Raw genomic sequence first — 26,130 nt, forward strand, 5'->3', positions numbered from 1 at the left:
TTATTAGACAATGGCCAGTGGTTAGTAGAAAAGCAGCTGACAAATGACTAATAACTAATTATCGAGATTTTAAATCAGCGATCGCACCTTTAGTCATAGCAGCAATAGCTTGATCTGTCGCTTTCGGCAAATGATAATATTTACCACCTGCTGTTTGCGATAATTCCTTGGCAAAGCCAGTGGACACAAATTTACTTTCCGTATCAATTACTAATAGTTGCATCCCCAAAGCACGGATTCTGGCAGCAATTTCTAATAATTCCCCTTTGATATCCGGCTTTCCTCCTGGTTCTAGTTGTTCACCTAAAGAACGCGCTAAGGGAATATTACCCCGCCCATCGGTGATTGCTACAAGCACAACTTGCCCAATATCTCCACTCATCTGGGCATTTAAGCCGACGCGCACAGCTTGGGTTAAACCATGCGCTAAAGGTGAACCCCCACCACAGGGCAACCTTTCTAAGCGGTTACGCGCCAAAGCAATGGAACGTGTTGGAGGTAATAACACCTCCGCCTGTTCTCCCCGGAAGGGAATCAATGCTATTTGGTCGCGGTTTTGATAAGCTTCTGTTAACAGTTGCATCACCGCACCTTTGGCCGATTGCATTCGGTTCAGGGCCATTGAGCCAGAAGCATCTACCACAAACACTACTAACGCCCCTGCTTTGCGTACCAGGCGTTTCGAGCGAATATCAGCCTGTTCGACAATAACTTTTCTGTCTGGGTGTCTTTCTCTTCGGGCTTTTTGATAAGGAGCCGCAGCTCTCAGGGTGGCATCTACTGCAATGCGTCGCGCTTTCCCCTTGGGCAACATTGGCTTAATATAGCGTCCCCTGTCATCGGAAAATATGACACTGCGACTACCAGATTTACCTTGCCGCTTCGCCATCTGAGTAAAATACAGCACGCTCTCATCAAGGATTACCCCTTCCGGATCAAAAATGAATTCTTCCGGGATGCTAGGGGGTTCTTGCTCTTGATTTTCTTCCTGTTCTTCTTGTTCCTCTTCTTCCTCTTCTGATTCGTCTGGGGGTTCTTCTTGATTTTGTGGTGGGGGTGGAGGTGGTGGTGGTTGTTCGGGTGGCGGTGTCTGCACAATTGTGGCTCGTGGTACAATCACCAGTTCTACAGCACGGCGCAAATCTTCGGCATTAACTGTTGTCCGTCCCTCCAAAGCCGCAGCAGCTTTGGCAACCCGCGTGGCGAATAACTCGGCGCGATGTCCCTGAACTCCTCCGCGAATAGACTCATCCACTAAGTAGGCAATTTGTTCATGAGTGATCGTTACTTCTTTCAACCATTCCCGTGCCAAGATGATTTGGGTTTTGAGGGAGTCTAAATCTTCGTTGTACTGTTGAAGAAAGTCTTGGGGAGATTTAGAATAGGCGATCGCAACTTCAACTGCTGCTACTCTTTGATCTAAGCCAAGTACACCATCAGCTGAGAGGGCGATCGCAATTCTATCTAGCAAATGCTCCCGTAATCCGCCTTCTTCTGGGTTGTAGGTGGCAATAAACAAAGATTTACACGGATGCTGAAAACTAATTCCTTCCCGTTCAATCTGGTTACGTCCCTCAGATAATACTGTTAGAAGCTGATTTGATATTTGGTCATCTAATAAATTAATTTCATCTACGTACAAAACACCTCGGTTTGCTGTAGCGAGTAACCCAGGCTGAAAAATAGTATCACCTTGTTTTACCGACTTTTCAACATCCACTGAACCTAATAATCGGTCTTCTGTGATACCTAGAGGAATTTGCAAAAAAGGCGCTGGGATGATTTCGACGGGAACATTTTGAATGTCTTTGCCTGCGGACTCCGCCAATAGTTGATCATCCCATTCTTCTGGGTGATTGGGGTCACAGTTGCTGATTGAACCTTTGACAACTTCAATGGGCGGTAGTAGAGCGTGGATAGCACGAGCCATCACAGATTTTGCCGTACCGCGACGACCTGCGATCGCTACTCCCCCTAAACCAGGATCAACGGCTGCTAACAACAAGGCTAATTTAATTGCTTCTTGACCGACTACGGCACTCAAAGGAAAGGCAGTGATCGTGGGATTGATAGTAGGCGCAGGCATTGTTTGCTTTCATAGCGAGTCTCGGCCTTTAGCATACCAATTTCTGGCACATTTAGAATAAGTATTATGGCAATGAGACAAAGGTAAGGTTATGAGTATTGCTCAAGCTAAACGCTTCACACTGAATGAATACCACAGGCTTGGAGAATTGGGCTTTTTCCATGAGGATGAGCGAATTGAATTAATTAATGGAGAAATTATTCAAATGGTAGCCAAAGGTACAGCCCATGAAACTTGTTTGCGAAATTTGTTGCGGGAACTTCCAAAACTTGTAGGTGATAGGGCAACTTTGCAATCTCAAGCTCCGATTGCTTTGCCACCTAATAGCGAACCTGAACCTGATTTTGCGATTGTTCAAAACCGATATGATAATTATCTCTCATCTCATCCAAAATCGGCTGATGTATTTTTGGTAATGGAGGTTTCAGATTCTTCTTTAGCTTATGACCAAGATGTGAAAATACCTCTCTATGCTAAAGCGGGTATTACTGATTATTGGATATTCAATTTATTCGATAATTATTTGGAAGTTTACAGTGAACCATATCAGGATAATCAAGGCAGATATGGTTATTCAAATAAGCGAATTGTCTTGTCCACTCAGGTGATAAATTTTCCTTGTTTTCCTGATTTGTCTCTTGATTTAGGTAAGGTGTTTCCGCCAAAGCTGAATTTCTAAACTTTGTTATATGAATGAGATAAAATTCCGTCATAAGACAAAGGAGTAAGTTTGATGGCTTATAGTGATTTTAAACTTATTGAAATTATTGATTCTTTTGGTTTAGTTATCCACGAGTCATCTGGATTATTTGCAAGTGTACAGGAGCAAGAATGTAGTGATTTATTATCTATCCTTCTTAAGGAAAATGTTGATTTAGCGGTAGCGATAAGTACAGAAAAAGCTCGGAGTGAAATGATAATTAGTCCAATTTTATTAGAAATTAGACGTAAATTTAATTATGAAATAAGTTTGTTTTCTGGAGTTGATTTTACTGTTGATAGCCAACGGGGACTAAATGGTTTTTGTGATTTTATTTTGAGTCTTTCTTCGGAACAGTTGCTTGTCCGGAGTCCGGTGATTGTCCTAGTAGAAAGTAAAAATGAGAATTTAAGGTCTGGTTTAGCGCAATGTATTGCCGAAATGGTAGCTGCCCAGTTTTTTAATGAGAGAGTTGGAAATCAAATAAAAGCTATATATGGTGCTGTTACTATCGGTACTATCTGGCAATTTCTCAAACTTGAAGGTAATGTAGTTTCGATTGATTTGAGTGAATATTATATTAAGGATATTAAGAAAATTTTAGGTATTTTGTATAGTGCGATCGCGCAAAGTAAGCCATAAATTATTGGTTAACTATATTAGAATTTTTCTCACTGACTTACTTAAACTTTGGTAAATTGTATGAAGAATCTGTGCTGCATCCCTATAATTTGCTAAACTAAAGGTGAAAGCTAACACCCTAAAAATTGTTATAACAAGTTACTCAATACTCAAAGAAGTCCTGCTGATTCATATAATCGTTTGAGCATTGCTGAAATTTTTGTACCATAATCTAAATCTGCTGACCACCGCCCTGCTAGCTGATCAATTAATGGCGCAATCCCGCGTGTGACAAAGCGAAACCGTGGATCTACGACTTCTTGTACCAAAGGTTCTAAACTAGCGTAAGCTTTTAAATGTTGGATGTGTGCCCTCACCCCAATTCTGGCACTTGCAAAAGATGCAGCCTCCGAACCACCACCGATCGCACCTAAGCCGGCAAAGTTATTTTGCTCAGGTTTAATATCACCACCAAACCGTAAAAATCCAGTTTCTACACACATTTGGCAAAAGGCAATATCATAATTGACTCCCTCTATACTTGCTTCTTCCCGATAAAGTTTTGGGATGTCAGGAAACTTTACTAAAGCATTTTCATTATTGTTTCTCAGAAATAATTGTAACTGGACTTCTGAAGTATTACCATTCGACATCACCCGTGAAAATTGACCAGGGCAAACCACCAAATTTGAGCGCAAGCTGACAGTACGAGTTGCAGCATCCCAAGTGACTGCAACATTAAAATCTCGCAGTTCGACCGCTTTGACATAAACTACTTTGTGATAGGTAATCCGATTGACATTAGCTGCTTTTGAAAGGTCAATCCGCAGAAGGTCTACTAAATCAATGGGAATGTAAGCATTACCATTAACTAAAACTCCTTGCTCTGAGTAATTTTGCCCATTAATATTTATATTAATTGCTGGATAATTTGGTTCCGCCGGAATTCCAGGAGTGGGGTCAATCACACGACTCCAAGTTACTAGTCCATCGGCAATTCCCAAAGCAAAATCGCGGCGGCGAGTTTGCAACAAAGCCCGATCCTCTGGATTGCTGAGAAACCCCACTTGCATCACCAAAGCTGGAAGCGTTGTCTGGCGACAGAATGTTAAACGACCCAATCCACTATCTGTATCTGGCTTGACTCCCCGATTCGGTAATTGGGGTACACGGCGCAATAACCCCACTAGCAACTGTTCAGCATTGCTTCTACGATCGCTATTATTAGCAATGTAGAAGACACTAGCCCCACGCACAGAAGGGCTGTTAGCCGCATCAGATTCAATTTCTAGGGCGATATCACCCCGGCGGCCACGGGAATTGATCCAGGTGATAGTTTGAGCGGCACTCAAGTCATCGGGGACTGCTAAAATTTCCAAATTCCGCGCTCTTAGTTCCGTGACAATCAAATCCCGGAGCAGAATCATTTCTTTAGCTTCAGTTGTACCACCTGCGATCGCACCTGGATCGATTCCTCTAGCTTCTTTGCCTCCATGAGCCGCTGATATAAAAATACGTCCCATTTTCAGTATTTCCTCTGATCCAATTAAGTGTAAACAATTCTATACATTATTTTTGGTCTAGCAACAAGAATATAATAGCTATCAGTTGGGAAATGTACCGCAGTGTTAATTACCAACCCATGACTTCATAAATAGGCTAGAATGCAAATTCCCCGCTTGCACCCAGACACAATTGAGGAAGTTAAACTACGGGCTGATATTGTCGATGTCGTCTCTGAATACGTAGTTTTACGTAAACGTGGAAAGGATTTTGTCGGTTTGTGCCCCTTCCATGATGAGAAATCTCCTAGTTTCACCGTCAGCCAGACCAAGCAAATGTACTATTGCTTCGGCTGTCAAGCTGGGGGAAATGCAATTAAGTTTGTCATGGAGTTGGGAAAGCGTTCTTTTGCTGACGTGGTGCTGGATTTAGCACGGCGTTACCAAGTACCTGTGCAAACCCTAGAACCCGAACAACGCCAAGAATTACAGCGTCAGCTTTCTTTGCGTGAGCAGTTGTATGAAGTTCTGGCAACGTCTGCACAATTTTATCAACACGCCCTTAGACAATCACAAGGGCAAAAGGCAATTCAATATTTGCAATCTAACCGTCAACTTAAAGAAGAAACAATACAGCAATTTGGTTTAGGTTATGCTCCCGCAGGTTGGGAAACTCTCTATCGCTATCTAGTGGAAGATAAACGTTTGCCCGCGCAGATACTGGAAAAAGCGGGCTTGATTAAGCCACGCAAGGAAGGGGGCGGTTATTATGATGTATTTCGCGATCGCCTAATGATTCCCATCCGTGATGTCCAAGGGCGCGTCATTGCCTTTGGTGCTAGAACCCTTACGGATGACCAACCTAAATATCTGAATTCACCAGAAACCGAACTTTTTAGTAAAAGTAAAACATTATTTGCCCTCGATAAAGCCAAAGCTGGGATTTCCCAACAGAATCAAGCCGTGGTGGTAGAGGGATATTTTGATGCGATCGCTCTCCACGCCGCTGGTATTAATAACGCCGTCGCCTCTCTCGGTACTGCCTTAAGCTTAGAACAAGTGCGGTTAGTATTACGCTACACCGAATCAAAACAATTAGTACTCAACTTTGATGCTGATAAAGCCGGAACTAATGCCGCCGAACGGGCGATCGGTGAAATTGCCGAACTAGCATACAAAGGTGAAGTTCAGCTAAAGATTCTCAATCTACCCGATGGCAAAGATGCTGATGAATACTTGCATAGCCACACATCAGAAGATTATGGAGAATTGCTAAAAAATGCGCCACTTTGGCTAGACTGGCAGATTCAGCAAATTATTCAAGATCGGGACTTGAGACAGGCTACTGATTTTCAGCAAGTAACTCAGCAATTAGTCAAATTACTTAAAAATATAGTTAATAGCGATACACGCAACCATTACGTTTCCTACTGTGCAGAAATACTTAGCTTGGGAGAAACCAGATTTATACCTCTACGAGTCGAAAATCTGTTAACTCAAATTGCTCCCCCTGCGGCTACATACACTAAGCCCGTGTCAGCGAAGAAGGCATGGGGAGGTAGCAAATCCCATTCCCCACTCCCTACTGAACGCAGCCTTTTAGAACACGCAGAAGCCTTATTACTGCGGATTTACTTGCATTGTCCTGAACAGCGTCAAGCGATTAGTGACGAACTAGAGGAGCGAGATTTGCAATTTAGTCTTTCCCACCACCGATTTTTATGGCAACAGATTTTAGAAATTTCATCTGGTGATGGAGAGACGAAAAATTTTTCGTTTCCACCAGATTTAATTTCCCGCCTGCAAAACCAGTTCTTAGAATTTGGCAGCGAGATGGGGTTAATTTCCCATTTATTTCATGTAAATGAAAAAAACCAGAAAGAAATACTTCGGACTCCGCAAGTGGTTCAAGCTGCGATCGCTTGCATGGATCTGGTGATGCTTGAAAAACGCTATCGCCACTTTTTGGAACTATGGCAACAAACCGATCCAGAAGCTGAACCAGAGCGGTATCAATCTTATTATCAGGCTTTCTACGCTGAAAAAATCAAGCTTCAGAAAATAGACCGACAACGCTTATTTTCCATCACAGAGTTGTTATAGCCTCGCACTCACGCCCAACCTAATTCTTGATTAGAAATCAATCCAGTTGAGTTAAGCATTTTTTCTTCCCTCTGTGTTCTCTGCGCCTCTGTGGTTAAATTAAAAAATTGACTTTTACAAAGGATTTTAACCTTAACCCAAGCGTATTGCATTAGAAATGACTTTTCACGTTATGTGGAAAAGAACAAAGCGAAACCTAACCCCCTAGTTCCCTTCCCTACAAGGCAATGGAGGGAAAATTCAAAGCCTCTCTCCTAAGAGGAGAGAGGAATGGAAGCTAGATTTTCCAGTTGAACAGCTAACGAAAATTAGCGATCGCGTTTAGCAGAACGGCGCGATACAGACGAACGAGTACCAGACTTATCGCCATTCGTGGCAGGTGGTGCTACCTTACGTTTAACCGATGTCTGTGGTGACGGTTTAGCAGTACGGGCCGGACGCTTATCACCTTGGGGTTTCGGTCTGTGTTGGCGTCCATTTGGGATTGGTTCAGGCTTGGTATCAGGGTTGGGGCCAAAGCCAGCGACCACTTCCTTCGGTAAGCGCTGCTCGATCAGTTTTTCAATATCTGCCAATAGAGGGTATTCATCGACACACACCAGTGATACGGCTTCACCTGACGCGCCAGCGCGACCAGTGCGCCCAATGCGATGAACATAATCTTCCGGTACATTGGGCAGATCGAAGTTGACTACATGGGGCAGTTCGCTGATATCAAGACCCCTAGCAGCAATGTCCGTCGCCACCAATACCTGTAAGCTGCCATTCTTGAACTTTGCCAGAGCATTGGTACGCACCGGCTGGCTCTTGTTACCGTGGATTGCCAGGGCTTGAATGCGGTCTTCAGCTAGCTGCTTAACTAAACGGTCAGCGCCATACTTAGTGCGAGTGAAGACTAACACTTGATACCAATTATCTCGCCGAATCAGGTGAGCAAGTAATTGGCGTTTCTTGTCACGGTCTACCTGGTAAACTTTCTGGGCGATCGTGTCGGCAGTAACGTTGCGGCGTGCGACCTCAATCATCGTTGGCTGATTGAGGAGTCCGGCGGCCAGTGTCTTGATTTTGTCGGAGAAAGTAGCGAAGAATAGCAAATTTTGTCGTTGTTTGGGCAGGAGTGAGAGGATACGGCGGATATCATGAATAAAGCCCATATCCAGCATCCGATCTGCTTCATCTAGCACCAAAACCTCAATCTGCGACAGGTTCAGCGTGCCCTGCTGTACATGGTCTAGCAGTCGCCCTGGAGTAGCGACTAGAATATCCACTCGGTTCTTCAAACGCTGTTTTTGCAGATTAATACTGACTCCGCCGAACATCACCATGGAGTTTAGCTGCAAATACTTGCCGTACTCGCGCACGCTTTCTTCCACCTGTGCGGCGAGTTCACGAGTTGGGGTAAGAATCAGCGCCCGGATCGGCCGATAGCCATTAGATGTACCTTTGATGCTCTTGTCAGACGACAACCGATGCAGGAGCGGTAGGGTAAAACTAGCGGTCTTTCCAGTGCCAGTTTGTGCCCCAGCTAGCAAATCGCTACCCGACAAGACGGCAGGAATCGCCTGGATCTGAATTGGCGTGGGTTCGGTGTACCCTCGTTCAGTAACGGCACGGATAATTTCATTGGACAAGCCGAGAGTAGAAAAAGACATAAAACTCCAAAAATAACATCGGCCTGTCGCCAATGGCGGCGTCAGTCTTAGGCGGACGGATTAAAAATCATTGAAAGGCTGGATGGGCAGTAGCGCAAAGACTGAGAGCGAGTGCCGCAGCTGTGCATTCTAACAGATTACAGTCCATTGTGTCCTTAAAGTTGCTCTAATTCAGTGGTGTGTTAAATTAGCATTACTTGCAAAATAATGTGTTAAACAATTGGGAGAAATTCATTATCGCAATCCAAAAGCAACTGATTAATTCGCAAATCAAGTCACCTCATGTCTTCTTGATTGACCATGAGAATAACAATCGTGGTCTGATCGACACCAATGAGGCGCTACAGTTAGCCGAGAGCTTAGAGCTTGACTTGGTTGTAGTCTCTCAAGGCAAAGAGGCTCCAATCGCCAAGATTCTTAACTATGGCAAGCTTCAATATCAAAAGAAAAAACGTCAAAGCCAGAGTGCTAGACCCACGGTAAAGGAAGTTCGGTTCGGTCTAAACGTGGGTGTGGCTGATTACAATTTACGCATTCAGAAAGCAGTTGAGTGGTTGAGTAAAGGCGATTCAGTGAAGTTTGCCATTCGTTTACGAGGCCGAGAACATCAATATCGTGACCAAGCTGGAGAACTGCTAGACAGAATTGCAAATGATCTCAGTCAAGTAGGTAAAATCCAGTCGCTGGATAAACGCTCACTAATTGTTCAAGTGATTCCTGCCTAGTTAATCTTGCTATGACTGGAGGATGTATTTGTAGCAGCCTTTGACAACAAGAGGCAAGGGAGAAAAAGGATTTTCGGTACGAGCCGCCACCATTAGGGGCGGAATCTTCTGATATTTGAGCGTTGTTCTGCCCCGTCCCCTTGTGGGCAGTCTTCTTTCTTCCCTGCCCCCTGCCTCTAATTAACACTCCCACGGCTATGAAAACACGGTGTTAGCTGGTTTTCACGTAAAGCCGTGGGATTCTAGGCTCAACGGTAAGGAACGAAAAAAACCGGAGGCAATACTGTAGCTTTTATGAACAAAACAGTCAACTGTTACTCAAGCTGAATTTGACCTTCCGACCGAATAAGCGCCGGGGGATAGCTAATTCAATCGGCGCATTTAGTGATTAAGTGTGTCAAGGCATCAATCAAGCGATCGCTTTCCATCGGAATAATATCTTTGCCATGCATAATCTCCTGAGCAATCACTAAATGCACTATTGACCCCATCAAAATCCATACCATTGCCTCTGGATCAGGAATATTGAGTTCCTGGCGAGAAGCCAGGTATTGACTGATAATTTCGCTCCCAGGTTTAGCGATACAACTGAGGAAAACCTGAGATAACTCCGGAAAACGAGCAGACTCCCCAATCAACACTCGCTGAAATCCCTGAAATTCTTTGTCATTGAGCATCTGTGTCAAGGCTTTTGTTAACAACTCCCGCAGGACGACATGAGGTTCTCCCTCAAGAGGTTGTGTGCCAAAAACTGACTCAAACCGCTTTCGCGCTAGTTGCTCCATTAATACTTTAAAAAGTCCTTCTTTATCGTGAAAGTGGCTGTAAACTGTCGCTTTAGAAACGCCTGCTCCTACCGCTACCCGATCCATGCTTGCACCAGCATAGCCATGTGCCAAAAACTCTTGCATCGCCCCTTGTAAAATTTTTTCGACTTTATCGCTTGAACCCTCCCGCTCAACTTCGTTAATTTTTATGTGAGTCATTTTTTAATCATCCTGTGCTGTGGAACCATCTTAAAAATAATTCAAATTAAAATTCAAAATCCTCTCGCCTTTGCAATCAATCTCAATAAGAGAATTGCTCTAAAATAAATTTTTCTTTCCTTAGGCTTCATCCTTTCATTAGCTTTTTCCAATTCTCTATGAGCCTACATATTATGCCCATAGCCTAGAAGCTTTGGACTAAACTTAGCAAGCCTGCCTTTGCAGGCTAATTATATGCATGTTTATCTAGATTTGGTATGTAGGACAAATTAATAACAACTTTAGCTACGCGATATTGACTAAACTACTCCATTTAGTTTAGTATAGTAAAACTATACGGTTTAGTTTTATTGTCCACTAGTTAAGATGAGTGCTATGGAGCGAAACTTAAAGCTAAATGAATCGCGGTCTTCCCAAAATATCTTCAGATTGCCTGTTTTGTTAGCAATGCTGACATCTTTTTTGCTAGGAATGCTAAGTGTTTATACGATACAAAAGTTTCAGAATACAGCTAAGAAGCCGCAAGAGACATCAGTATCACCCAAGTTAGTGGTAAAAACAGTAACGGCGTTGGGGCGGTTGGAACCGAAAGGAGAGGTAATAAAACTTTCTGCACCTACCTCGAATGAAGGGAATCGTGTTGAACAACTGTTGGTTAAAGAAGGGGATAGGGTGAGATTTGGGCAGGTAATTGCGGTTATGGACAGTCGCGATCGCTTACAAGCAAGTTTGCGTGAAGCACAAAAACAAGTCCAAGTAGCCAAATTCCGTCTTGCCCAAATAAAAGCGGGAGCAAAACAGGGAGAAATTGGGGCGCGGCAAGCCTCTGTGAGCCGTATACAAGCTGAACTAGAGGGAGATATCAAAACTCAGCAAGCCACAATTAATCGCCTAGAAGCGGAACTAGAAGGTCAAAAACAGCAGTTAAAAGCAACAGTGGCTCGCTTTACAGCCGAGAAAGGTAATGCCCAAGCTGACGCCCAACGTTACGAGACTTTATACCAACAAGGAGCAATTTCCAGTCAGGAAGTTGACAGGAGACGCTTGAGTGCAGAAACTTCCACTCAGCAGTTGCTGGAAAGCCAAGCTACCCAGAGAACAACTATCGCCACTCTAGAACAGCAAATTAATGAGGCAAAAGCCAACCAGAACAAAACTTTAGCCACCCTGCAACAGCAAATTAATGAGGCAAAAGCCACGCTGAACCAAACTGCTGAAGTGCGTCCAACAGATGTAGCAACCGCACAAGCAGAAATAGACAGCGCTCAAGCCACCGCCGATAAAATTCAAGCAGAACTCGCGCAGGCATACGTTCTGGCTCCTAAACCTGGTCGAATTTTGGAGATTAATACGCGATCGGGAGAAACTGTTGGTAATGAAGGAATTGTGGATTTAGGTCAAACCGATCAAATGTATACGGTAGCAGAAGTTTACCAAACTGATATCAAGAAAGTACGTCCGGGGCAACGAGTACGCATTAGTAGCGATTCCCTACCTAATGAATTATTCGGAAGGGTAGATTGGATTGGTATGCAGATAAAACGGCAGAATGTCATCAATGCCGACCCTTCTAGCAATATTGATGCCAGAGTAGTGGAAGTGCATGTGCAGATGAATCGGTTATCAAGTCTAGAAGCTACTAGCTTAACTAATCTGCAAGTCAAGGCGGTGATTGAACTGTGATTGGATTTATCCAGCAACTGCGACGGCGGACGCCTTTAGGATGGCTGCAATTGAGTCATGAAAAAGGGCGTTTTTTGGTGGCATTGTCAGGCATTGCCTTTGCCGATGTTCTCATGTTCATGCAGCTAGGGTTTCAGAATGCCCTATTTGACAGTAACACCAGGCTACATGCCAGTATGCAAGGAGACATCATGTTAGTTAGTCCCCAAGCTCGTAACCTGGCAAATATGTCTACATTTCCTCGGCGGCGACTGTACCAGGCAATGGATATGCCGGGAGTCAAGTCAACCGAAGCAATGTATCTCAACTTTATCGATTGGAAAAATCCCCAAACGCACCAGGAAACAGCGGTACTAGTTATAGGGTTCAATCCTGACAAGCAACTTTTTGACTTACCAGAAGTTAACCGTAACTTGGGCGTGATTAAGTTACCAGATAGCGTCTTGTTTGACAGTGCTTCTAGAGGAGACTATACAAAGGTAATCGCCCAAATTGAACAGGGTAAACCCGTTACAACCGAAATAGAACGACGCACAATTACTATTAATGGCTTATTTAAGGTTGGAGCTTCTTTTATCGCAGATGGTAGCTTGATTACCAGCGATCAGAACTTTTTGCGATTATTTCCCAGACAACAGGCAAGCAGTGTAAGTTTAGGTTTGATTCAGCTACAACCAGGGTATGACCCAAAGCAAGTGGCAAACACCTTGAAATCTTACCTGGGTAAGGATGTCAAAGTTTTTACCCACGATGAATTTATCGCCTTTGAGAGAGACTATTGGCAGAAAAACACCGCCATCGGGTTTATTTTCAGTCTAGGTGTAACAATGGGGTTTTTGGTAGGGGTAATTATCGTCTATCAAGTTCTTTCTACGGATGTGAATGCCCATATGAAGGAATATGCCACCTTCAAAGCAATGGGTTATAACAATCTTTACCTACTAAGTGTGGTGTTTGAAGAGGCAGTAATTCTGGCAGTACTGGGCTTTATCCCAGGAGCAATTGTGCCTTTAGGACTCTACCATATGACTCGTAATGCTACGAATTTACCTGTATATATGACCTTAGCACGAGCCTTGACAGTGTTAGTGCTGACTATGATTATGTGTTTAATTTCCGGTGCGATCGCCACTCGTAAATTACAGTCCGCTGACCCCGCAGATATGTTTTAAAAAATGGGCATGGGACGTAGAAATAATTAACAATTCCAAATCTAAAATCTAAAATTTAAAATCTAAAATTGGTATGCTTCCTGTTATCTCTGTCAAAAATCTTGACCACTACTTCGGTCATGGTCAACTTCGTAAGCAAGTTCTCTTTGATATCAATCTAGATATTAACGCCGGCGAAATTATTATTATGACTGGGCCTTCTGGTTCTGGTAAAACTACACTTCTCACCTTAGTCGGCGGCTTACGTTCTGCCCAATCTGGTAGTTTGCAAGTTTTGGAACAAGAACTCTGTGGCGCTAACGCCAGACGACTCACCCAGGCGCGACGCAATAATGGTTATATTTTCCAAGCGCACAATCTGCACGGTAGCTTAAGTGCGTTGCAAAACGTCAGAATGGGCTTGGAATTGCACAAAAATATTTCGCAACCAGAAATGAAAACCCGATCAGCCCAAATGTTAGAGGAGGTAGGATTAGGAGAGCGCTTGAATTATTATCCTGATGATTTATCTGGGGGACAAAAACAAAGAGTTGCGATCGCTCGTGCTTTAGTTGGTCGTCCTAAAATTGTCTTAGCGGATGAACCCACCGCCGCCCTTGACAGTAAATCGGGACGAGATGTAGTCAACTTGATGCAAAAACTAGCTAAAGAACAGGATTGTACTATTCTCTTGGTTACTCATGACAATCGGATTCTAGATATTGCTGATCGCATCGTCTACATGGAAGATGGGAAGTTAGTAAATGACGGTGCTGTTATTGCAGTTAGTTAGGCTGGTTCTTTTCAAGATGTTTTATTAACAAGAAAATAGCCAGAAAGTGCTATTTAACTATTTTAAGCGGCAAATCGTCTCTGTAGTTTCACTAATGCCAATCTAGCAACTCATCTGCTAGAGATTTGAAAGGTTTACTGTTATATAATAAATGCTTGCCAGAGTCTGGAGTGCATCAATTGTGGGCATCGATGCCGTCAAAGTAGGCGTGGAAGTCGATGTGTCAGGGGGATTACCGGGAATTATTGTCTTAGGACTGCCAGATTCAGCGATTCAAGAATCAAGAGAAAGAGTCAAAGCAACGCTGAAGAATGCAGGTTTCGCCTTTCCCATGCGAAAAATTGTGATCAATTTAACTCCGGCAGATTTACGGAAAGAAGGCCCTTGTTTCGATTTGCCTATTAGTGTGGGAATTTTGGCGGCTTCTGAGCAAGTTAGCGCTGATTTGTTAGGGGATTATCTATTCTTGGGCGAAGTCTCTCTAGATGGCAGTTTGCGTCCGGTGGCTGGTGTCTTACCGATCGCAGCAGCTGCCCAAAAGATGGGAATTGCAGGTTTAGTTATCCCTGCTGATAATGCCCAAGAAGCCGCAGTGGTTCAAGACTTGGCTGTTTACGGCTGCAAACATCTGTCTGATGTGGTGGATTTTTTAAATAATCCGGGGCGTTACAAACCTGTGCAGATAGATGGCACAACGGAGATAGCAACATTATCTTACCCTGGCGCAGATTTGCATGATGTGAAAGGACAAGCTCATGCGCGTCGTGCTTTAGAAATTGCTGCGGCTGGTGGGCATAATTTAATCTTTGTCGGGCCGCCTGGTAGTGGGAAAACTATGTTAGCAAGGCGCTTACCAGGAATTTTGCCACCCCTGAGTTTTGCCGAATCTTTAGAAGTGACTCGCATCCATTCGGTGGCTGGTTTATTGAAAAATCGCGGTTCGTTGGTACGCGATCGCCCTTTTCGCAGCCCCCACCACTCAGCATCCGGGCCTTCTCTTGTGGGTGGTGGTAGCTTTCCTCGTCCTGGGGAAATCTCATTATCTCACAGGGGCGTGCTTTTTCTTGATGAACTTACGGAATTTAAACGTGATGTTTTGGAATTTCTGCGTCAACCTTTGGAAGATGGCTATGTGACAATTTCCCGCACCAAACTATCGGTAACGTTTCCCGCGCAGTTTACTTTAGTAGCGAGTACCAATCCCTGTCCATGCGGTTACTATGGCGATACCATCCAACAATGTACTTGTTCTCCCCGCCAACGCGAGCAATATTGGGCAAAACTTTCTGGCCCGTTGATGGATCGAATTGATTTACAAGTTGCGGTGAATCGCTTAAAACCAGAAGAAATTACCCAACAACTTACGGGAGAAGGATCAATATCAGTGCTACAACGGGTTCAACAAGCAAGCGATCGCGCCATTACTCGCTTCCAAGAAGAACCAAATCTGCGTTGCAATGCCCACATGCAAAGTCGTCATCTCCAGAAATGGTGCAAGCTAGATGATGCTAGTCGCCATTTATTAGAAGTAGCAATTAGAAAATTAGGTTTATCGGCAAGAGCAAGCGATCGCATTCTCAAAGTAGGGCGGACTATTGCAGATTTAGCGGGAGACGATGAGTTAAAAACCAATCATGTAGCGGAAGCGATTCAATATCGCACGATAGATAGGATGCAGTAAAAATTTTCGGCGTTGCTGAATAAAAGTATGAATTAGCCTCACGCTCCAGACGTAGCGAAAAGTTGAGCCAGACGCTAACAGCGGATTTTTCGACTTGTACTCCTACGGAAAAGCAAGCTAGCAAGAGCGTCTCCTTTATGAGTCCTATAGAATTTTTGAATTTCATACCTAGATTCAGCAATACCAAATTTTCAGTTTATATTCTATATAAGTCTTACCCTAGAGAGAAGACTACTTGTGGTGTACTAAAGTGCAAACTACTAAACTTGAATTTATGATTGTATTTAAATCAGCTTTTTACAAATATTTTATTAATCTAAAATCTCCATTAAGAAGCATTGGTTTTATTATTAAGACTGGCATAATAATAAATATAAATAATAGTTTTTAGGCGAGTAAAAACAAATAAAGTTAACTAGTCAAAGTTATGATAACGCCATTTATAATTAATAGTTATCAAAAAGCTGGAAAATACTTATGGTTCAAACTTGGCTGTGGATTGGTGTCATCAGTATGGCACTGGGTTGTGTTTTTTCCGGAGTAGGCGCACACAATGGTAAAAATGAACACTGGAAAATACTATATACACTTAATTTTTTCATTTGTTTGATTGCCAGTGGGCTGTACTTAGCAATGGCACTCGGTCAAGGAGTTAACATCATCAATGATCGTCCAACTTATTGGGTGCGATTTGTCACTTGGTTTTGCTCAACGCCGCTATTGTTGTTGGATCTGACTTTCTTGGGAAGAACGAGCCTGCTGATTACAGGTAGCTTATTAGGAGCAAACGCCTATATGCTTGCCACTGGCTTCCTCGCAACAGTTACACCCAAGACGATCAGCTACATCTGGTATATTGTGAGTTGTGGTGCTTACGTCGCGGTTTTCTACTTATTAGTGAAGCCTTACCGGATTGAGGCAGAACGCAAACATCCCAGATCCAAGCAAGCATTCCGTAAGCTGGTGACTGTGCATCTGGTACTGTGGACACTCTATCCAATTGTGTGGATTCTTAGTCCAGAAGGGTTTAACGCTCTTGGTCAAGGTGGGGAAACAATGGGTTATACGCTACTAGATATTGCCTCTAAAGTCGGGTTTGGTTTTCTATCATTAAACACCCTACGTAATTTAGAAGAGGCAGGAGAATCGGTTATTCAATCGGAACCGTTATATGAGTAAGCATAAATTTTCAGTTAGATGCAATAGATAGCTAACCGATGAAGAAATCCCGAATTTTAGCGAAACGATATTAGGGGAATCAAACCGTTGCGCGGGGTCATTAGTCATTTTTACAAAGTTCTGAGCAGAGAAAACTTCTGCTCAGAACTTTGCGCTTAGTCCTTGGTCACTTGTACTGAGCGAACGCAAGAGCGTCTCGTAGAGAAGCCGTAAAGCCTGCGGCATAGCTACGCTTAGGGCGCAGCCTCTGGTAGAGAAGTATTAGTCCTTGAGATACCACGCTCACTCTTGAACGTGGTTTGAATTAGTCTGATATAAGAAAGTTTTTCCGCGCTACAAGAGGCGGGGTATGCACTTCAAAAGCGCTCTTACTAATGACTAGTGACTAATCAATCAAGCAATTATGCGATCGGTTTCACTGCATTTTATATACTAAAGCGATCGCACTACTTATTGTCTACCAAAAAGCAAATTATTTATAGATATTGCCGTCAAGGAAATTACCGACTCTACTAAATTCCTCCTCCAGGACGCTGCACAAACTCCCTTGGGTGGATGTCATTACTTAAGAAATCAGTATCAAATATATCAGGAAGTAAGCGACATTCCTTAAGGAGACTGATTGGATGAATTTACAGGCGATTTGGAAGTTATTACAAGAGACATTCAAAGAATGGAGTGAGGATAAAGCTTCACGGTTAGCGGCAGCGTTAGCTTACTACACAATTTTTTCCATTGCCCCGTTGTTGATTATTGTAATTGCGATTGCAGGGGTAGTATTTGGAGAAGAGGCAGCAAGGGGTCAAATTGTTGCACAAATTCAAGGTTTAGTCGGTAAAGATGGGGCACAATTTATCCAAACAGCCATTCAGAATGCTAATAAACCACAAACAGGAGTGATTGCTTCCATTATTAGTGTTGTAGTTTTACTAGTGGGTGCTACTGGTTTATTTACCGAGTTGCAAGATTCCCTCAACACGATTTGGGAAGTGAAAGCGAAACCCGGACGCGGCGTAAATAACATGATTCGTCTACGCTTTTTGTCCTTTGCAATGGTAATCGGGATTGGCTTTCTACTTTTAGTTTCTTTGGTAATTAGTACGGGGTTAGCAGCAGTAGTAACATACTTTGGCAACATCCTACCCGGTGTTGATTTCCTCTGGCGAATAGTTAACTTTGTTTTATCTTTTTCGATCACTACAGCACTATTTGGGTTAATTTTCAAAGTTCTGCCAGATGTCAAAATTACTTGGAATGATGTTTTTATTGGATCTGTTATTACCTCATTTTTGTTCTCTATCGGTAGGTTTTTATTAGGACAATATCTAGGTAATGGTAGTTTTGGTTCAACCTACGGTGCTGCCGGTTCACTGGTAGTGCTTTTAGCTTGGGTTAACTATGCCGCACAGATTCTTTTCTTCGGTGCAGAGTTTACCCAAGTTTATGCCAGAAGGTACGGAAGCGGTATAGTCCCAACAAAGGATGCCATACCTCTATCTGATAACACCAAAGATAATGGCACGAATCCAACGGGGCGATCGTCCACTAATAAAAAGCCATCTTCTAACTTGATTAATCGCTTATTCCAGTCTTTTAAGAAGCCCAAACGCTCAAAAAGTAGAAGAAAAGATTAGCGATTTTAATCTCGGAATACTGGGATTTTATATTTGTAAGTCTGATAGATATTGAAGGATTTAACCTCTAATAAAAGTCAGGTTTATGAAATAAGACCACAGATAAATAACCTGATACTGGATTTTTTCCAGAAATCTATTGAGAAAGGAAGAAAATCAGTGCTAATGGAAAAATGGTTTTTTATCAATTGGCAGTCAATCTTTGTTCCTAGCATCAGTGTCTTGGAGTTGATTATCCGTGGTTCGCTGGTATATTTAGCACTATTTTCAGTGCTAAGTTTCCTTCCTAGTCGACAACTAGGAACACTAGGAATAAGTGATTTACTAGTAGTTGTACTATTTGCTGAAGCTGCCCAAAACGCTATGGCAAGTAATTATACATCGATTACTGAGGGCGCTATTCTGGTAGGAACTGTGATTTTTTGGAGCTATTTGCTGAACTGGTTGGGCTACAAAATACCCCAGTTCCAACGTTTTATAAATCAGCCACCGCTGCTACTGGTAAAAAATGGTCGGATGATCCAACGTCATTTGTAACGAGAGTTAATTACAGAGGATGAGTTGATGAGCAAGTTACGTCAGCAAGGTGTGGAATTTTTAGCAGATGTGAAGTTTGCATATATAGAGGCTGACGGTAGGATTAGTATCATTACCTCAAATTCAAAAACTAGTTCCGTCCCTGAGCAAAAAGCAGCACTAAAAAGTGATCTACATTAATTAGACTGTAAAATATGACGGTTGTATTCTGTGCCGAACTGTGATTGAGCGCTATACTTTGCCCGAAATGGCTAATCTGTGGAGTGAAGCCTATAAGCTAAAAACTTGGCTGCAAGTCGAAATTGCTGTTTGTGAGGCTCAAGCTGAACTGGGTTACATTCCATCTCAGGCGGTTGAGGAAATTAAAGCCAAGGCAGATTTTGACCCGAAGCGGGTACTGGAAATTGAGGCTGTAGTCCGCCACGATGTCATCGCTTTCTTGACAAATGTCAATGAATATGTAGGTGATGCCGGACGCTACATTCACCTGGGTTTAACCAGTTCGGATGTTTTGGATACAGCTTTAGCACTGCAATTGGTTGCCAGCCTGGATATATTATTGCAACGTCTGGAAGATTTGATTCAGGTAATTCGCCAAAAAGCCCAAGAACATCGTCATACAGTGATGGCTGGTCGATCGCATGGTATTCACGCTGAACCGATTACTTTTGGTTTCAAGCTAGCTGGCTGGTTAGCAGAGGTGTTGCGACACCAAGAACGCTTGAGAATTCTTCACCAAACTATTGCCGTGGGTAAGATTTCTGGTGCAGTAGGAACCTATGCGAATGTTGAACCCCGTGTAGAAGCGATCGCTTGCCAAAAACTCGGACTCAAACCCGATACGGCCTCAACACAAGTTATTTCCCGCGATCGCCACGCTGACTATGTGCAACAATTAGCTTTGGTAGCGGCATCCATCGAACGTTTTGCTGTAGAAATTCGCAATCTGCAAAAAACAGACGTTCTGGAAGTTGAAGAATTCTTCGCCAAAGGTCAAAAAGGTTCCTCAGCGATGCCACACAAGCGCAATCCCATCCGTTCGGAACGGCTAACGGGAATGGCACGACTCGTCAGAAGTCATGCAGGTGCAGCCTTGGAAAACGTGGCTCTCTGGCATGAAAGGGATATTTCCCACAGTTCTGTAGAACGGGTAATTTTGCCAGATGCTTGTACTTTGACACATTTTATGTTGATAGAAATAACCGACTTGGTGAAAAACCTATTGGTCTATCCTGAGAACATGGAACGGAATCTCAACTCCTATGGTGGCGTTGTGTTCAGCCAAAAAGTGCTACTTGCCTTGATAGACAAGGGAAGCAGCCGTGAAGAGGCTTATGCGATCGTTCAAGAAAACGCTCATGCTGCTTGGAATAAGCCAGAAGGCAATTTTCACGACTTAATCAGCAAAGACTCTCGTGTTACCCAAAAGTTGTCCCCAGCAGAAATTGAGGTGAGTTTTGACCCCCAACAGCATCTCCTGCATTTAGAAGAGGTTTACCAAAGGTTGGGTATTTAGCTTTAATTGGTAATTGGCATGGGTTCATAGGGGATTACGAATTAGTATAACTCCTATTTACTTGAAATTGGTGGTAAAAAACCGCACACCAGTTGCCTCAACGCAGGCAAAATACACACAGCCTTGGCTGATCTACACGAGGCTTTACCCGCATAGCCTTTGGCTTATGCAGAGCAATACGCGGGTTACAAAGCGATTAATTAGACTTGTCGATGAGTCTTTTATACTCATAAATGGAGCTTTTGTAGGGAATACAGCGAATTTTAATTTGATAACAATACCTTCGCCAAAAGAAGAGGATGAAGAGAGAGGGCTGATGTAGTAGAGTTATTGTCTCTCACAACGACAATTCAAAAACCACAAGGCACTAAGCATTAACCTTTCCCCAAGTCAAATTCTGATTTGATTTTTGCTACTTAACTAAGTCTTGCTCGATAGTCTTCATAAGAAAATTGCCGTTCAACCCAACCTACATTGATAGATTTTATTATAAGTAATCACCCGAACTTAATATTACGCTTGAGCAACTAAAAATCAAGTATTTAAGCTGGACATTGGTCATGCATAGGGCATGGAAAATTAACCAATGCCCCATGCCCAACCTCAACGAATAAATGTATTGCGTAAGTCCGACAAATTTTAGTTCAGTGCTGGAATTATTACCAGCAGTGGGTAGTATAAACAACAAATACTTGCTCACCTAGCACTCTAAGTGCCCTAATGATTGAAATCCTAGCCACACTTTCTGCCTCTGCGGCAGCAGGAATGAGAATAGGTACACCTCTGCTGATTATCGGACTGTTGCAGGGTAGTAACTTATGGTCACAAGTTCCAATTTTGTCTCACATTTCTCCACCAATCTTATTAGGCTGCCTCAGCTGTTGGTCTTTAATTGAGTTATTAGCCTCAAAAAAGCTATGGGGGCAAAGATTGCTACAACTGGTTGAATTATTTATGTCCCCCCTCGTTGGAGCAATTATGGGGTTAGGAGTAGCTTCTGCAACAGCAACGCCAAACTGGCTAATTGCCTTAATTGGGGGTTTGTTAGCTTTAGTACTCCAGCTAGTTCAAGTTGGTTGGTTCTATCGGTTACGTGGCTTACCTTTGTGGGCAGTCTTTCTTCAAGATACCTTGTGTGTAGCTCTAGTACTTTTTGCCTTTAGTGCTCCCTCGCAAGGAGGATTAATTGCTTTAATACTGCTCTGGTTTGCAGTTCGTAGCGCGAAACAGTGGTATGACTGGTATCACAAGGGCATAAAGCATAGGGCATCGCGGACTAAAAGAGAAGTCTGAAGTATCAGGCTTCCTTAGATCACAACTTCGGGGGACAAGAGAAGAGTTTTCCAATGCCCCATGCCCAATGCCTTTTACTGCAAAAGCCCAATCATATGCAAGAACCCGTGACCGGTAATCAGCTCAATGATTAAGGCAATGAAGCCCAGCATGGCAATCCGACCATTCCAGACTTCAGCGCTATTAGTCAGACCCCATTCCCAACGCTCTTGGGGGTACATTTTCACCATTTTTTTCATTTGGGCAGCTTGCGAAAGCTTGAAACTGGGGTTTTTCAGCGCATCAATCACCAGGTCTGCAAGTGCATTAATAAACACTGGATGGGTATTGGGAGCAGGAACGCGACGGAAGTTGTGAATTCCTGATTCTTCTGCTACTTCCCGATACTCAATATCAATTTCTTGCAGTGTCTCGATGTGTTCTGAGACAAAACTGATTGGCACGACAACCAAATCCTTCACACCTTGTGCGCCTAGTTCTTTCAGGGCATCTTCAGTATAGGGTTGGAGCCATTCTACTGGGCCGACGCGACTTTGGTAAGCTAAGGTGTGGACATTAGGCCGATTGAGGGTCTGCATCATCAGGGCACTACATTCCTCAATTTCTTGCTGGTAAGGGTCGCCAGCCTCCTCAACGTAGCTTTTAGGAACGCCGTGAGCACTGAAGAATATATGAACGTCATCTGGATTAGGAAACTGCTCGAGTTCTTGGGCTATAAGTTCCGCCATTGCTTGGAGGTAGCCTGGTTGTTTGTACCAGGAAGGAATGACGGTATAATCAATGTGTTGAAGCTTTGGGTCTTCTTGCCAAAGCTTTTCTAAAAGCCGGAAGCTAGAACCACTGGTGCTGATAGAAAACTGGGGATATAGTGGTAAGATTACCAAGTTTTCTATATTATCTTGGGTAAGCTGTGCGATCGCCTCTTCTGTATAGGGATGCCAATAACGCATTCCCACGTAGATATTGGCTTCTTGCCCCAAATAACCCAACTGTTCTTTTAGAGCTTCCCCTTGCGCTTCTGTAATTTGGCGCAGTGGGGAACCACCACCGATTTGCTTATAATTTTCTTGAGAGGTTTTGAGTCGCCGCGAGGCAATAAACCAGGCTAGGGGCTTTTGCAACCAGCGAAATGGTAGGCGAATAATTTCCGGATCGGAAAATAGGTTGTACAAAAACGGCCCAACATCCTCTAGCTTATCAGGGCCACCGAGATTGAGTAATAAGACGCCTACACGACCCATAGCAGTTACTTTCCCCCAATCTTTTCAGGTTTTTTACTAATGTTAACAATATATATCTTTATTAAATAATAAAGCTTAATAGCAAGGAAATATGCAATGGCAACAATTTTAAGGGATTGGAGTTACCGCTATCAGTGGCTATATGATGGTATCTCTCGTTTAGCAGCCTTAAGTGTAGGTGGTGAAGCCCATTTTCGGCAACTTGCTTTGCAAGGCTTAATAATTCACTCAGAAACTCAGGTCTTAGATTTATGTTGCGGCAGTGGTCAAACGACGCAATTTTTGGTAAAATTTTCACAAAATGTAACAGGATTGGACGCCTCACCCAAGTCTTTGCAACGGGCACGGCAAAATGTACCATTAGCTTCCTATATCGAAGCTTTTGCTGAGAATATGCCATTTGCAGATAATCTGTTTGATGTGGTGCATACCAGCGTTGCATTACACGAAATGCAGCCTCAGCAATTGCGAAAAATTATTAGTGAAGTTTATCGGGTGCTGAAACCAGGAGGGATGTTTACGCTGGTGGATTTTCATGCTCCGACGAATCCGATATTTTGGCCCGGTGTGTCAGTGTTTTTGCTGTTGTTTGAAACGGAGACAGCTTGGGAATTGTTGAAAACTGATTTAGCTGGATTATTGGCAGAGACAGGGTTTGAAGTGAGTGAACCCACTTTATATTCTGGTGGTAGTTTGCAAGTGATACAGGCGAAGAGGTGAAGGATACGCTTTAGTTATATCTTGCACCTGCCCCATATTCCGCCTATAAATAAATTTCTTCTCTTATAGCGCAAGTCTACTCAAGTTGACTACAACCTTTACCCAGTCTTTTATAGAAAACTTGAGCTATGAGCCTCAGAATGAATTTTGAGGCGGTTTTGGGGACTAGTGCAAGTTGTGAGTTTATTAATGATTAAGATATCTACCTGATCAATGAAACAGGGGTAATTGTTATATTCAAATTAGGATGATGAAATTTTGAGGTTAATAAAAATGACACAGGAATTAATAAACCTCAGAACTTATATTCAGGAAGGACGTTACGCAGATGCCTTGATAATTGTTGATGAATTAGAGGGGATGAGTAAACAAGCTATTCTGCGAAATATCCAAGCTTATTTAAGGATTCTGCTGATTTATTTGATTAAGAACCAACTAGAACAACGATTAACAAATTCTTGGGTAGCTTCTATTCGGAATTCACTTATAGAAATTAATAAACTCAATCTCAAAGACAATAAAAACTCATACTATATCAATTTAACCGAATGGGATATTTATATTGAAGATGAAATAGAAGTAGCAGTGCCTGATGCTAGTGTGGAAGTTTTGAATGGAATTTACAACGAATTCCAACTTACTGAAATGGTAGATAAAAATCAGATTATTCAGACTGCTTTGAAGTTTTTGACGCTAACTTATTCTTATTCAGTTAAGGAGTTACCCGCAGTTGTGGCTGAAACTTTAACTCAGCTACCCGGTGGAGAAGATTGGAAAGCAGGTAGGCGGTAAAAAATGACCCAAGAACTAATAGACCTCAGAAAGAGTATTTTGGAAGGACGTTATGCAGATGCCTTGGCAATTGTTGATGAATTAGAAGGCATGAGTAAACAAGCTATCCTGCGAAATGTCCAAGCTTATTTAAGGATTCTACTAATTCATTTGATTAAAAACCAAGTAGAACAACGATTAACTGGTTCATGGGCAAATTCTATTCGTAATTCAATCCGAGAAATTAAAAAACTGAATATCAAAGATAATAAAACATCTTACTATCTTAATTTAGATGAATGGGAGAATTTGATAGAAGAGGAAGTTATTGAAGATGCGATCGCTGATGCTAGTGAGGAAGTGATAAATGGCAAATTTAGTCGCTCTCAGTTGTCAGCAATGCTAGATAAAAGCCAGATTTTAACTACAGCCACTAGTTTACTGGCTTTAACATATACTTATTCGCCAAAGGATTTACCAGCGATTATGGATGATTATCTCACTCAGTTAGCTGGTGGAGAAGATTGGATAAATCGTGAAAAATAAGGCGATCGCTATTTGTATACAGGCAAAGCAATAAAATTAACTACAGAGAACGATGAGGTAGCAAACAAAGTCAATATCACGGTAAACTGATTGCTATAACCGTAGTATTTACATTATAGTACTGTACGGATAACCAACAATAAAATTTTCGCCAATTCTGATGAAAGAAATAACACGCCGCAAATTTATTGCAACAGCCAGTGTGGCGACGGGTTTTGCCTTGGCTGTGCAACCCATTTCTGCCGAAGTCATCACCACTGATGCCAAGGGGTTGGTAGCTGGTGCGGTGAAAATTCCTGTTAAAGATGGGGAAATTCCTGCCTATAGAGCAGAACCTGCAAGGGGTGATAATTTCCCCATCGTCTTGGTGATCCAAGAAATCTTTGGAGTCCACGAGCATATTCAGGATATCACTCGTCGCTTTGCTCAGTTGGGGTATTTGGCGATCGCACCGGAATTATTCATTCGTCAGGGGGATGTCTCGAAATTAAGCAGTACAGACGAAATTCGCCCAATTGTAGCCAAAGTGCCAGATGCCCAAGTGTTATCGGATCTCGATGCCACGGTAGACTGGGCGGTGAAATCAGCTAAGGGTAATGCCAATAAATTGGCGATTACAGGCTTCTGCTGGGGCGGTCGCATTACCTGGTTGTATGCAGCACACAATCCGAAACTGAAGGCAGGTGTGGCGTGGTATGGGCGACTGGTGGGCGATGCTACCGAACTTCAGCCGAAGTATCCCATTGATATTGCATCAAAACTGACAGTCCCCATTCTCGGACTCTATGGTGGTAAGGATACGGGTATTCCTTTAGATACAGTAGAGCAAATGCGTGATCGCCTCAAGTCCAGCAGTAGCAAATCTGAAATTATCGTCTACCCCGATGCACCCCATGCTTTTTTTGCCGATTATCGCCCCTCTTACCGCGAGAAAGAAGCTAAGGAAGGTTGGAAACGTCTTTTAGCATGGTTTAAGGAGCATGGCGTGTAAGTCTGCAAAATATAAAAAA

At 42.9% G+C, this 26,130-nt stretch carries 21 protein-coding genes and 1 pseudogene; 17 read left to right on the forward strand and 5 right to left on the reverse strand.

Going from position 1 to position 26,130, the window contains the following annotated elements:
* Nucleotides 1-58: 58 nt before the first annotated feature.
* A complete protein-coding gene (bchD, locus tag V7K46_RS28740) occupies nucleotides 59-2,086 on the reverse strand; it encodes a magnesium chelatase ATPase subunit D (RefSeq protein WP_335119323.1) in 2,028 nt (675 codons plus the stop codon).
* 91 nt (nucleotides 2,087-2,177) lie between these two features.
* Between bchD and V7K46_RS28745 the strand changes: the two genes are divergently transcribed.
* Both V7K46_RS28745 and V7K46_RS28750 read left to right on the forward strand, forming a co-directional pair.
* Nucleotides 2,178-2,765 (forward strand): Uma2 family endonuclease, encoded by a 588-nt coding sequence (locus tag V7K46_RS28745; RefSeq protein ID WP_335119325.1) that lies wholly within the window; start codon nucleotides 2,178-2,180, stop codon nucleotides 2,763-2,765.
* A 54-nt stretch (nucleotides 2,766-2,819) separates the two neighbouring features.
* A complete protein-coding gene (locus V7K46_RS28750; RefSeq protein ID WP_335119327.1) occupies nucleotides 2,820-3,428 on the forward strand; it encodes a hypothetical protein in 609 nt (202 codons plus the stop codon).
* A 149-nt stretch (nucleotides 3,429-3,577) separates the two neighbouring features.
* Here V7K46_RS28750 and tftA read toward each other — a convergent pair whose 3' ends face one another.
* Entirely contained in the window at nucleotides 3,578-4,930 is a 1,353-nt protein-coding gene (gene tftA, locus V7K46_RS28755) for a hormogonium tapered terminus morphoprotein TftA (protein WP_335119329.1), read from the reverse strand.
* Nucleotides 4,931-5,071: 141 nt separating this feature from the next.
* On the opposite strand from tftA, the gene dnaG reads away from it, so the two are divergent.
* Nucleotides 5,072-7,012 carry a DNA primase gene (dnaG, locus tag V7K46_RS28760; RefSeq protein ID WP_335119331.1) on the forward strand — a complete coding sequence of 647 codons (1,941 nt, stop codon included), beginning with the start codon at nucleotides 5,072-5,074 and terminating at the stop codon, nucleotides 7,010-7,012.
* A gap of 308 nt (nucleotides 7,013-7,320) precedes the next feature.
* Here dnaG and V7K46_RS28765 read toward each other — a convergent pair whose 3' ends face one another.
* On the reverse strand, nucleotides 7,321-8,664 hold the full coding sequence (locus V7K46_RS28765) for a DEAD/DEAH box helicase (RefSeq protein WP_335119333.1): 1,344 nt from the start codon (nucleotides 8,662-8,664) through the stop codon (nucleotides 7,321-7,323).
* A 209-nt stretch (nucleotides 8,665-8,873) separates the two neighbouring features.
* On the opposite strand from V7K46_RS28765, the gene infC reads away from it, so the two are divergent.
* A complete protein-coding gene (gene infC, locus V7K46_RS28770) occupies nucleotides 8,874-9,389 on the forward strand; it encodes a translation initiation factor IF-3 (RefSeq protein WP_273763311.1) in 516 nt (171 codons plus the stop codon).
* Between the two features lie 368 nt (nucleotides 9,390-9,757).
* Here infC and V7K46_RS28775 read toward each other — a convergent pair whose 3' ends face one another.
* Complete coding sequence (locus V7K46_RS28775; protein WP_335119334.1) at nucleotides 9,758-10,375, reverse strand: TetR/AcrR family transcriptional regulator; 618 nt, start codon at nucleotides 10,373-10,375, stop codon at nucleotides 9,758-9,760.
* A gap of 375 nt (nucleotides 10,376-10,750) precedes the next feature.
* On the opposite strand from V7K46_RS28775, the gene V7K46_RS28780 reads away from it, so the two are divergent.
* The 9 genes and pseudogenes from V7K46_RS28780 to V7K46_RS28820 all read left to right on the forward strand — a co-directional run bounded on the left by V7K46_RS28780 (nucleotide 10,751) and on the right by V7K46_RS28820 (nucleotide 21,842).
* Nucleotides 10,751-12,058: an ABC exporter membrane fusion protein gene (locus tag V7K46_RS28780; protein ID WP_335119336.1), complete on the forward strand. Its 1,308-nt coding sequence runs from the start codon at nucleotides 10,751-10,753 to the stop codon at nucleotides 12,056-12,058.
* On the forward strand, nucleotides 12,055-13,230 hold the full coding sequence (devC, locus tag V7K46_RS28785) for an ABC transporter permease DevC (RefSeq protein ID WP_335119338.1): 1,176 nt from the start codon (nucleotides 12,055-12,057) through the stop codon (nucleotides 13,228-13,230). The genes V7K46_RS28780 and devC overlap by 4 nt, the downstream gene beginning before the upstream one ends.
* Nucleotides 13,231-13,303: 73 nt before the next feature.
* Entirely contained in the window at nucleotides 13,304-14,002 is a 699-nt protein-coding gene (locus tag V7K46_RS28790; RefSeq protein WP_335119340.1) for a DevA family ABC transporter ATP-binding protein, read from the forward strand.
* A gap of 151 nt (nucleotides 14,003-14,153) precedes the next feature.
* Nucleotides 14,154-15,683, forward strand: coding sequence for a YifB family Mg chelatase-like AAA ATPase (locus V7K46_RS28795; protein WP_335119341.1), 1,530 nt, complete (start codon nucleotides 14,154-14,156; stop codon nucleotides 15,681-15,683).
* 477 nt (nucleotides 15,684-16,160) lie between these two features.
* Complete coding sequence (locus tag V7K46_RS28800) at nucleotides 16,161-16,862, forward strand: microbial rhodopsin family protein (protein WP_335119343.1); 702 nt, start codon at nucleotides 16,161-16,163, stop codon at nucleotides 16,860-16,862.
* 626 nt (nucleotides 16,863-17,488) lie between these two features.
* Nucleotides 17,489-18,496 carry a YihY/virulence factor BrkB family protein gene (locus V7K46_RS28805; protein ID WP_335119345.1) on the forward strand — a complete coding sequence of 336 codons (1,008 nt, stop codon included), beginning with the start codon at nucleotides 17,489-17,491 and terminating at the stop codon, nucleotides 18,494-18,496.
* Nucleotides 18,497-18,661: 165 nt separating this feature from the next.
* Nucleotides 18,662-19,213, forward strand: a pseudogene (locus V7K46_RS28810) (DUF421 domain-containing protein).
* A gap of 40 nt (nucleotides 19,214-19,253) precedes the next feature.
* Nucleotides 19,254-20,549, forward strand: a complete 1,296-nt coding sequence (purB, locus tag V7K46_RS28815; protein WP_334874979.1) for an adenylosuccinate lyase — start codon at nucleotides 19,254-19,256, stop codon at nucleotides 20,547-20,549.
* A 720-nt stretch (nucleotides 20,550-21,269) separates the two neighbouring features.
* Nucleotides 21,270-21,842 carry a DUF4126 domain-containing protein gene (locus tag V7K46_RS28820; RefSeq protein ID WP_335119347.1) on the forward strand — a complete coding sequence of 191 codons (573 nt, stop codon included), beginning with the start codon at nucleotides 21,270-21,272 and terminating at the stop codon, nucleotides 21,840-21,842.
* 74 nt (nucleotides 21,843-21,916) lie between these two features.
* Here the strand turns inward: V7K46_RS28820 and hemH are convergent, their stop codons facing one another.
* Entirely contained in the window at nucleotides 21,917-23,083 is a 1,167-nt protein-coding gene (gene hemH, locus V7K46_RS28825; RefSeq protein ID WP_335119349.1) for a ferrochelatase, read from the reverse strand.
* A gap of 96 nt (nucleotides 23,084-23,179) precedes the next feature.
* Here hemH and V7K46_RS28830 point away from each other — a divergent pair, with 96 nt between their 5' ends.
* The 4 genes from V7K46_RS28830 to V7K46_RS28845 all read left to right on the forward strand — a co-directional run bounded on the left by V7K46_RS28830 (nucleotide 23,180) and on the right by V7K46_RS28845 (nucleotide 26,111).
* Nucleotides 23,180-23,803: a class I SAM-dependent methyltransferase gene (locus V7K46_RS28830; RefSeq protein ID WP_335119351.1), complete on the forward strand. Its 624-nt coding sequence runs from the start codon at nucleotides 23,180-23,182 to the stop codon at nucleotides 23,801-23,803.
* Between the two features lie 273 nt (nucleotides 23,804-24,076).
* Nucleotides 24,077-24,595 carry a hypothetical protein gene (locus V7K46_RS28835; protein ID WP_335119353.1) on the forward strand — a complete coding sequence of 173 codons (519 nt, stop codon included), beginning with the start codon at nucleotides 24,077-24,079 and terminating at the stop codon, nucleotides 24,593-24,595.
* 3 nt (nucleotides 24,596-24,598) lie between these two features.
* The gene (locus V7K46_RS28840) at nucleotides 24,599-25,120 is read left to right on the forward strand and encodes a hypothetical protein (RefSeq protein WP_335119355.1); all 522 of its coding nucleotides are present in this window, start codon (nucleotides 24,599-24,601) and stop codon (nucleotides 25,118-25,120) included.
* A 160-nt stretch (nucleotides 25,121-25,280) separates the two neighbouring features.
* On the forward strand, nucleotides 25,281-26,111 hold the full coding sequence (locus V7K46_RS28845; RefSeq protein WP_335119357.1) for a dienelactone hydrolase family protein: 831 nt from the start codon (nucleotides 25,281-25,283) through the stop codon (nucleotides 26,109-26,111).
* Nucleotides 26,112-26,130 lie beyond the last annotated feature (19 nt).

It is taken from the genome of Nostoc sp. (assembly GCF_036917395.1).
In the GTDB taxonomy this organism is placed as follows: domain Bacteria; phylum Cyanobacteriota; class Cyanobacteriia; order Cyanobacteriales; family Nostocaceae; genus Nostoc.

Bases quoted from the DNA above. Each gene is read 5' to 3' on its own strand.
- bchD (WP_335119323.1), bottom strand. From the start codon at position 2,086: ATGCCTGCGCCTACTATCAATCCCACGATCACTGCCTTTCCTTTGAGT.
- V7K46_RS28745 (WP_335119325.1), top strand. From the start codon at position 2,178: ATGAGTATTGCTCAAGCTAAACGCTTCACACTGAATGAATACCACAGG.
- V7K46_RS28750 (WP_335119327.1), top strand. From the start codon at position 2,820: ATGGCTTATAGTGATTTTAAACTTATTGAAATTATTGATTCTTTTGGT.
- tftA (WP_335119329.1), bottom strand. From the start codon at position 4,930: ATGGGACGTATTTTTATATCAGCGGCTCATGGAGGCAAAGAAGCTAGA.
- dnaG (WP_335119331.1), top strand. From the start codon at position 5,072: ATGCAAATTCCCCGCTTGCACCCAGACACAATTGAGGAAGTTAAACTA.
- V7K46_RS28765 (WP_335119333.1), bottom strand. From the start codon at position 8,664: ATGTCTTTTTCTACTCTCGGCTTGTCCAATGAAATTATCCGTGCCGTT.
- V7K46_RS28775 (WP_335119334.1), bottom strand. From the start codon at position 10,375: ATGACTCACATAAAAATTAACGAAGTTGAGCGGGAGGGTTCAAGCGAT.
- V7K46_RS28780 (WP_335119336.1), top strand. From the start codon at position 10,751: ATGGAGCGAAACTTAAAGCTAAATGAATCGCGGTCTTCCCAAAATATC.
- V7K46_RS28790 (WP_335119340.1), top strand. From the start codon at position 13,304: ATGCTTCCTGTTATCTCTGTCAAAAATCTTGACCACTACTTCGGTCAT.
- V7K46_RS28795 (WP_335119341.1), top strand. From the start codon at position 14,154: ATGCTTGCCAGAGTCTGGAGTGCATCAATTGTGGGCATCGATGCCGTC.
- V7K46_RS28800 (WP_335119343.1), top strand. From the start codon at position 16,161: ATGGTTCAAACTTGGCTGTGGATTGGTGTCATCAGTATGGCACTGGGT.
- V7K46_RS28805 (WP_335119345.1), top strand. From the start codon at position 17,489: ATGAATTTACAGGCGATTTGGAAGTTATTACAAGAGACATTCAAAGAA.
- V7K46_RS28820 (WP_335119347.1), top strand. From the start codon at position 21,270: ATGATTGAAATCCTAGCCACACTTTCTGCCTCTGCGGCAGCAGGAATG.
- hemH (WP_335119349.1), bottom strand. From the start codon at position 23,083: ATGGGTCGTGTAGGCGTCTTATTACTCAATCTCGGTGGCCCTGATAAG.
- V7K46_RS28830 (WP_335119351.1), top strand. From the start codon at position 23,180: ATGGCAACAATTTTAAGGGATTGGAGTTACCGCTATCAGTGGCTATAT.
- V7K46_RS28835 (WP_335119353.1), top strand. From the start codon at position 24,077: ATGACACAGGAATTAATAAACCTCAGAACTTATATTCAGGAAGGACGT.
- V7K46_RS28840 (WP_335119355.1), top strand. From the start codon at position 24,599: ATGACCCAAGAACTAATAGACCTCAGAAAGAGTATTTTGGAAGGACGT.
- V7K46_RS28845 (WP_335119357.1), top strand. From the start codon at position 25,281: ATGAAAGAAATAACACGCCGCAAATTTATTGCAACAGCCAGTGTGGCG.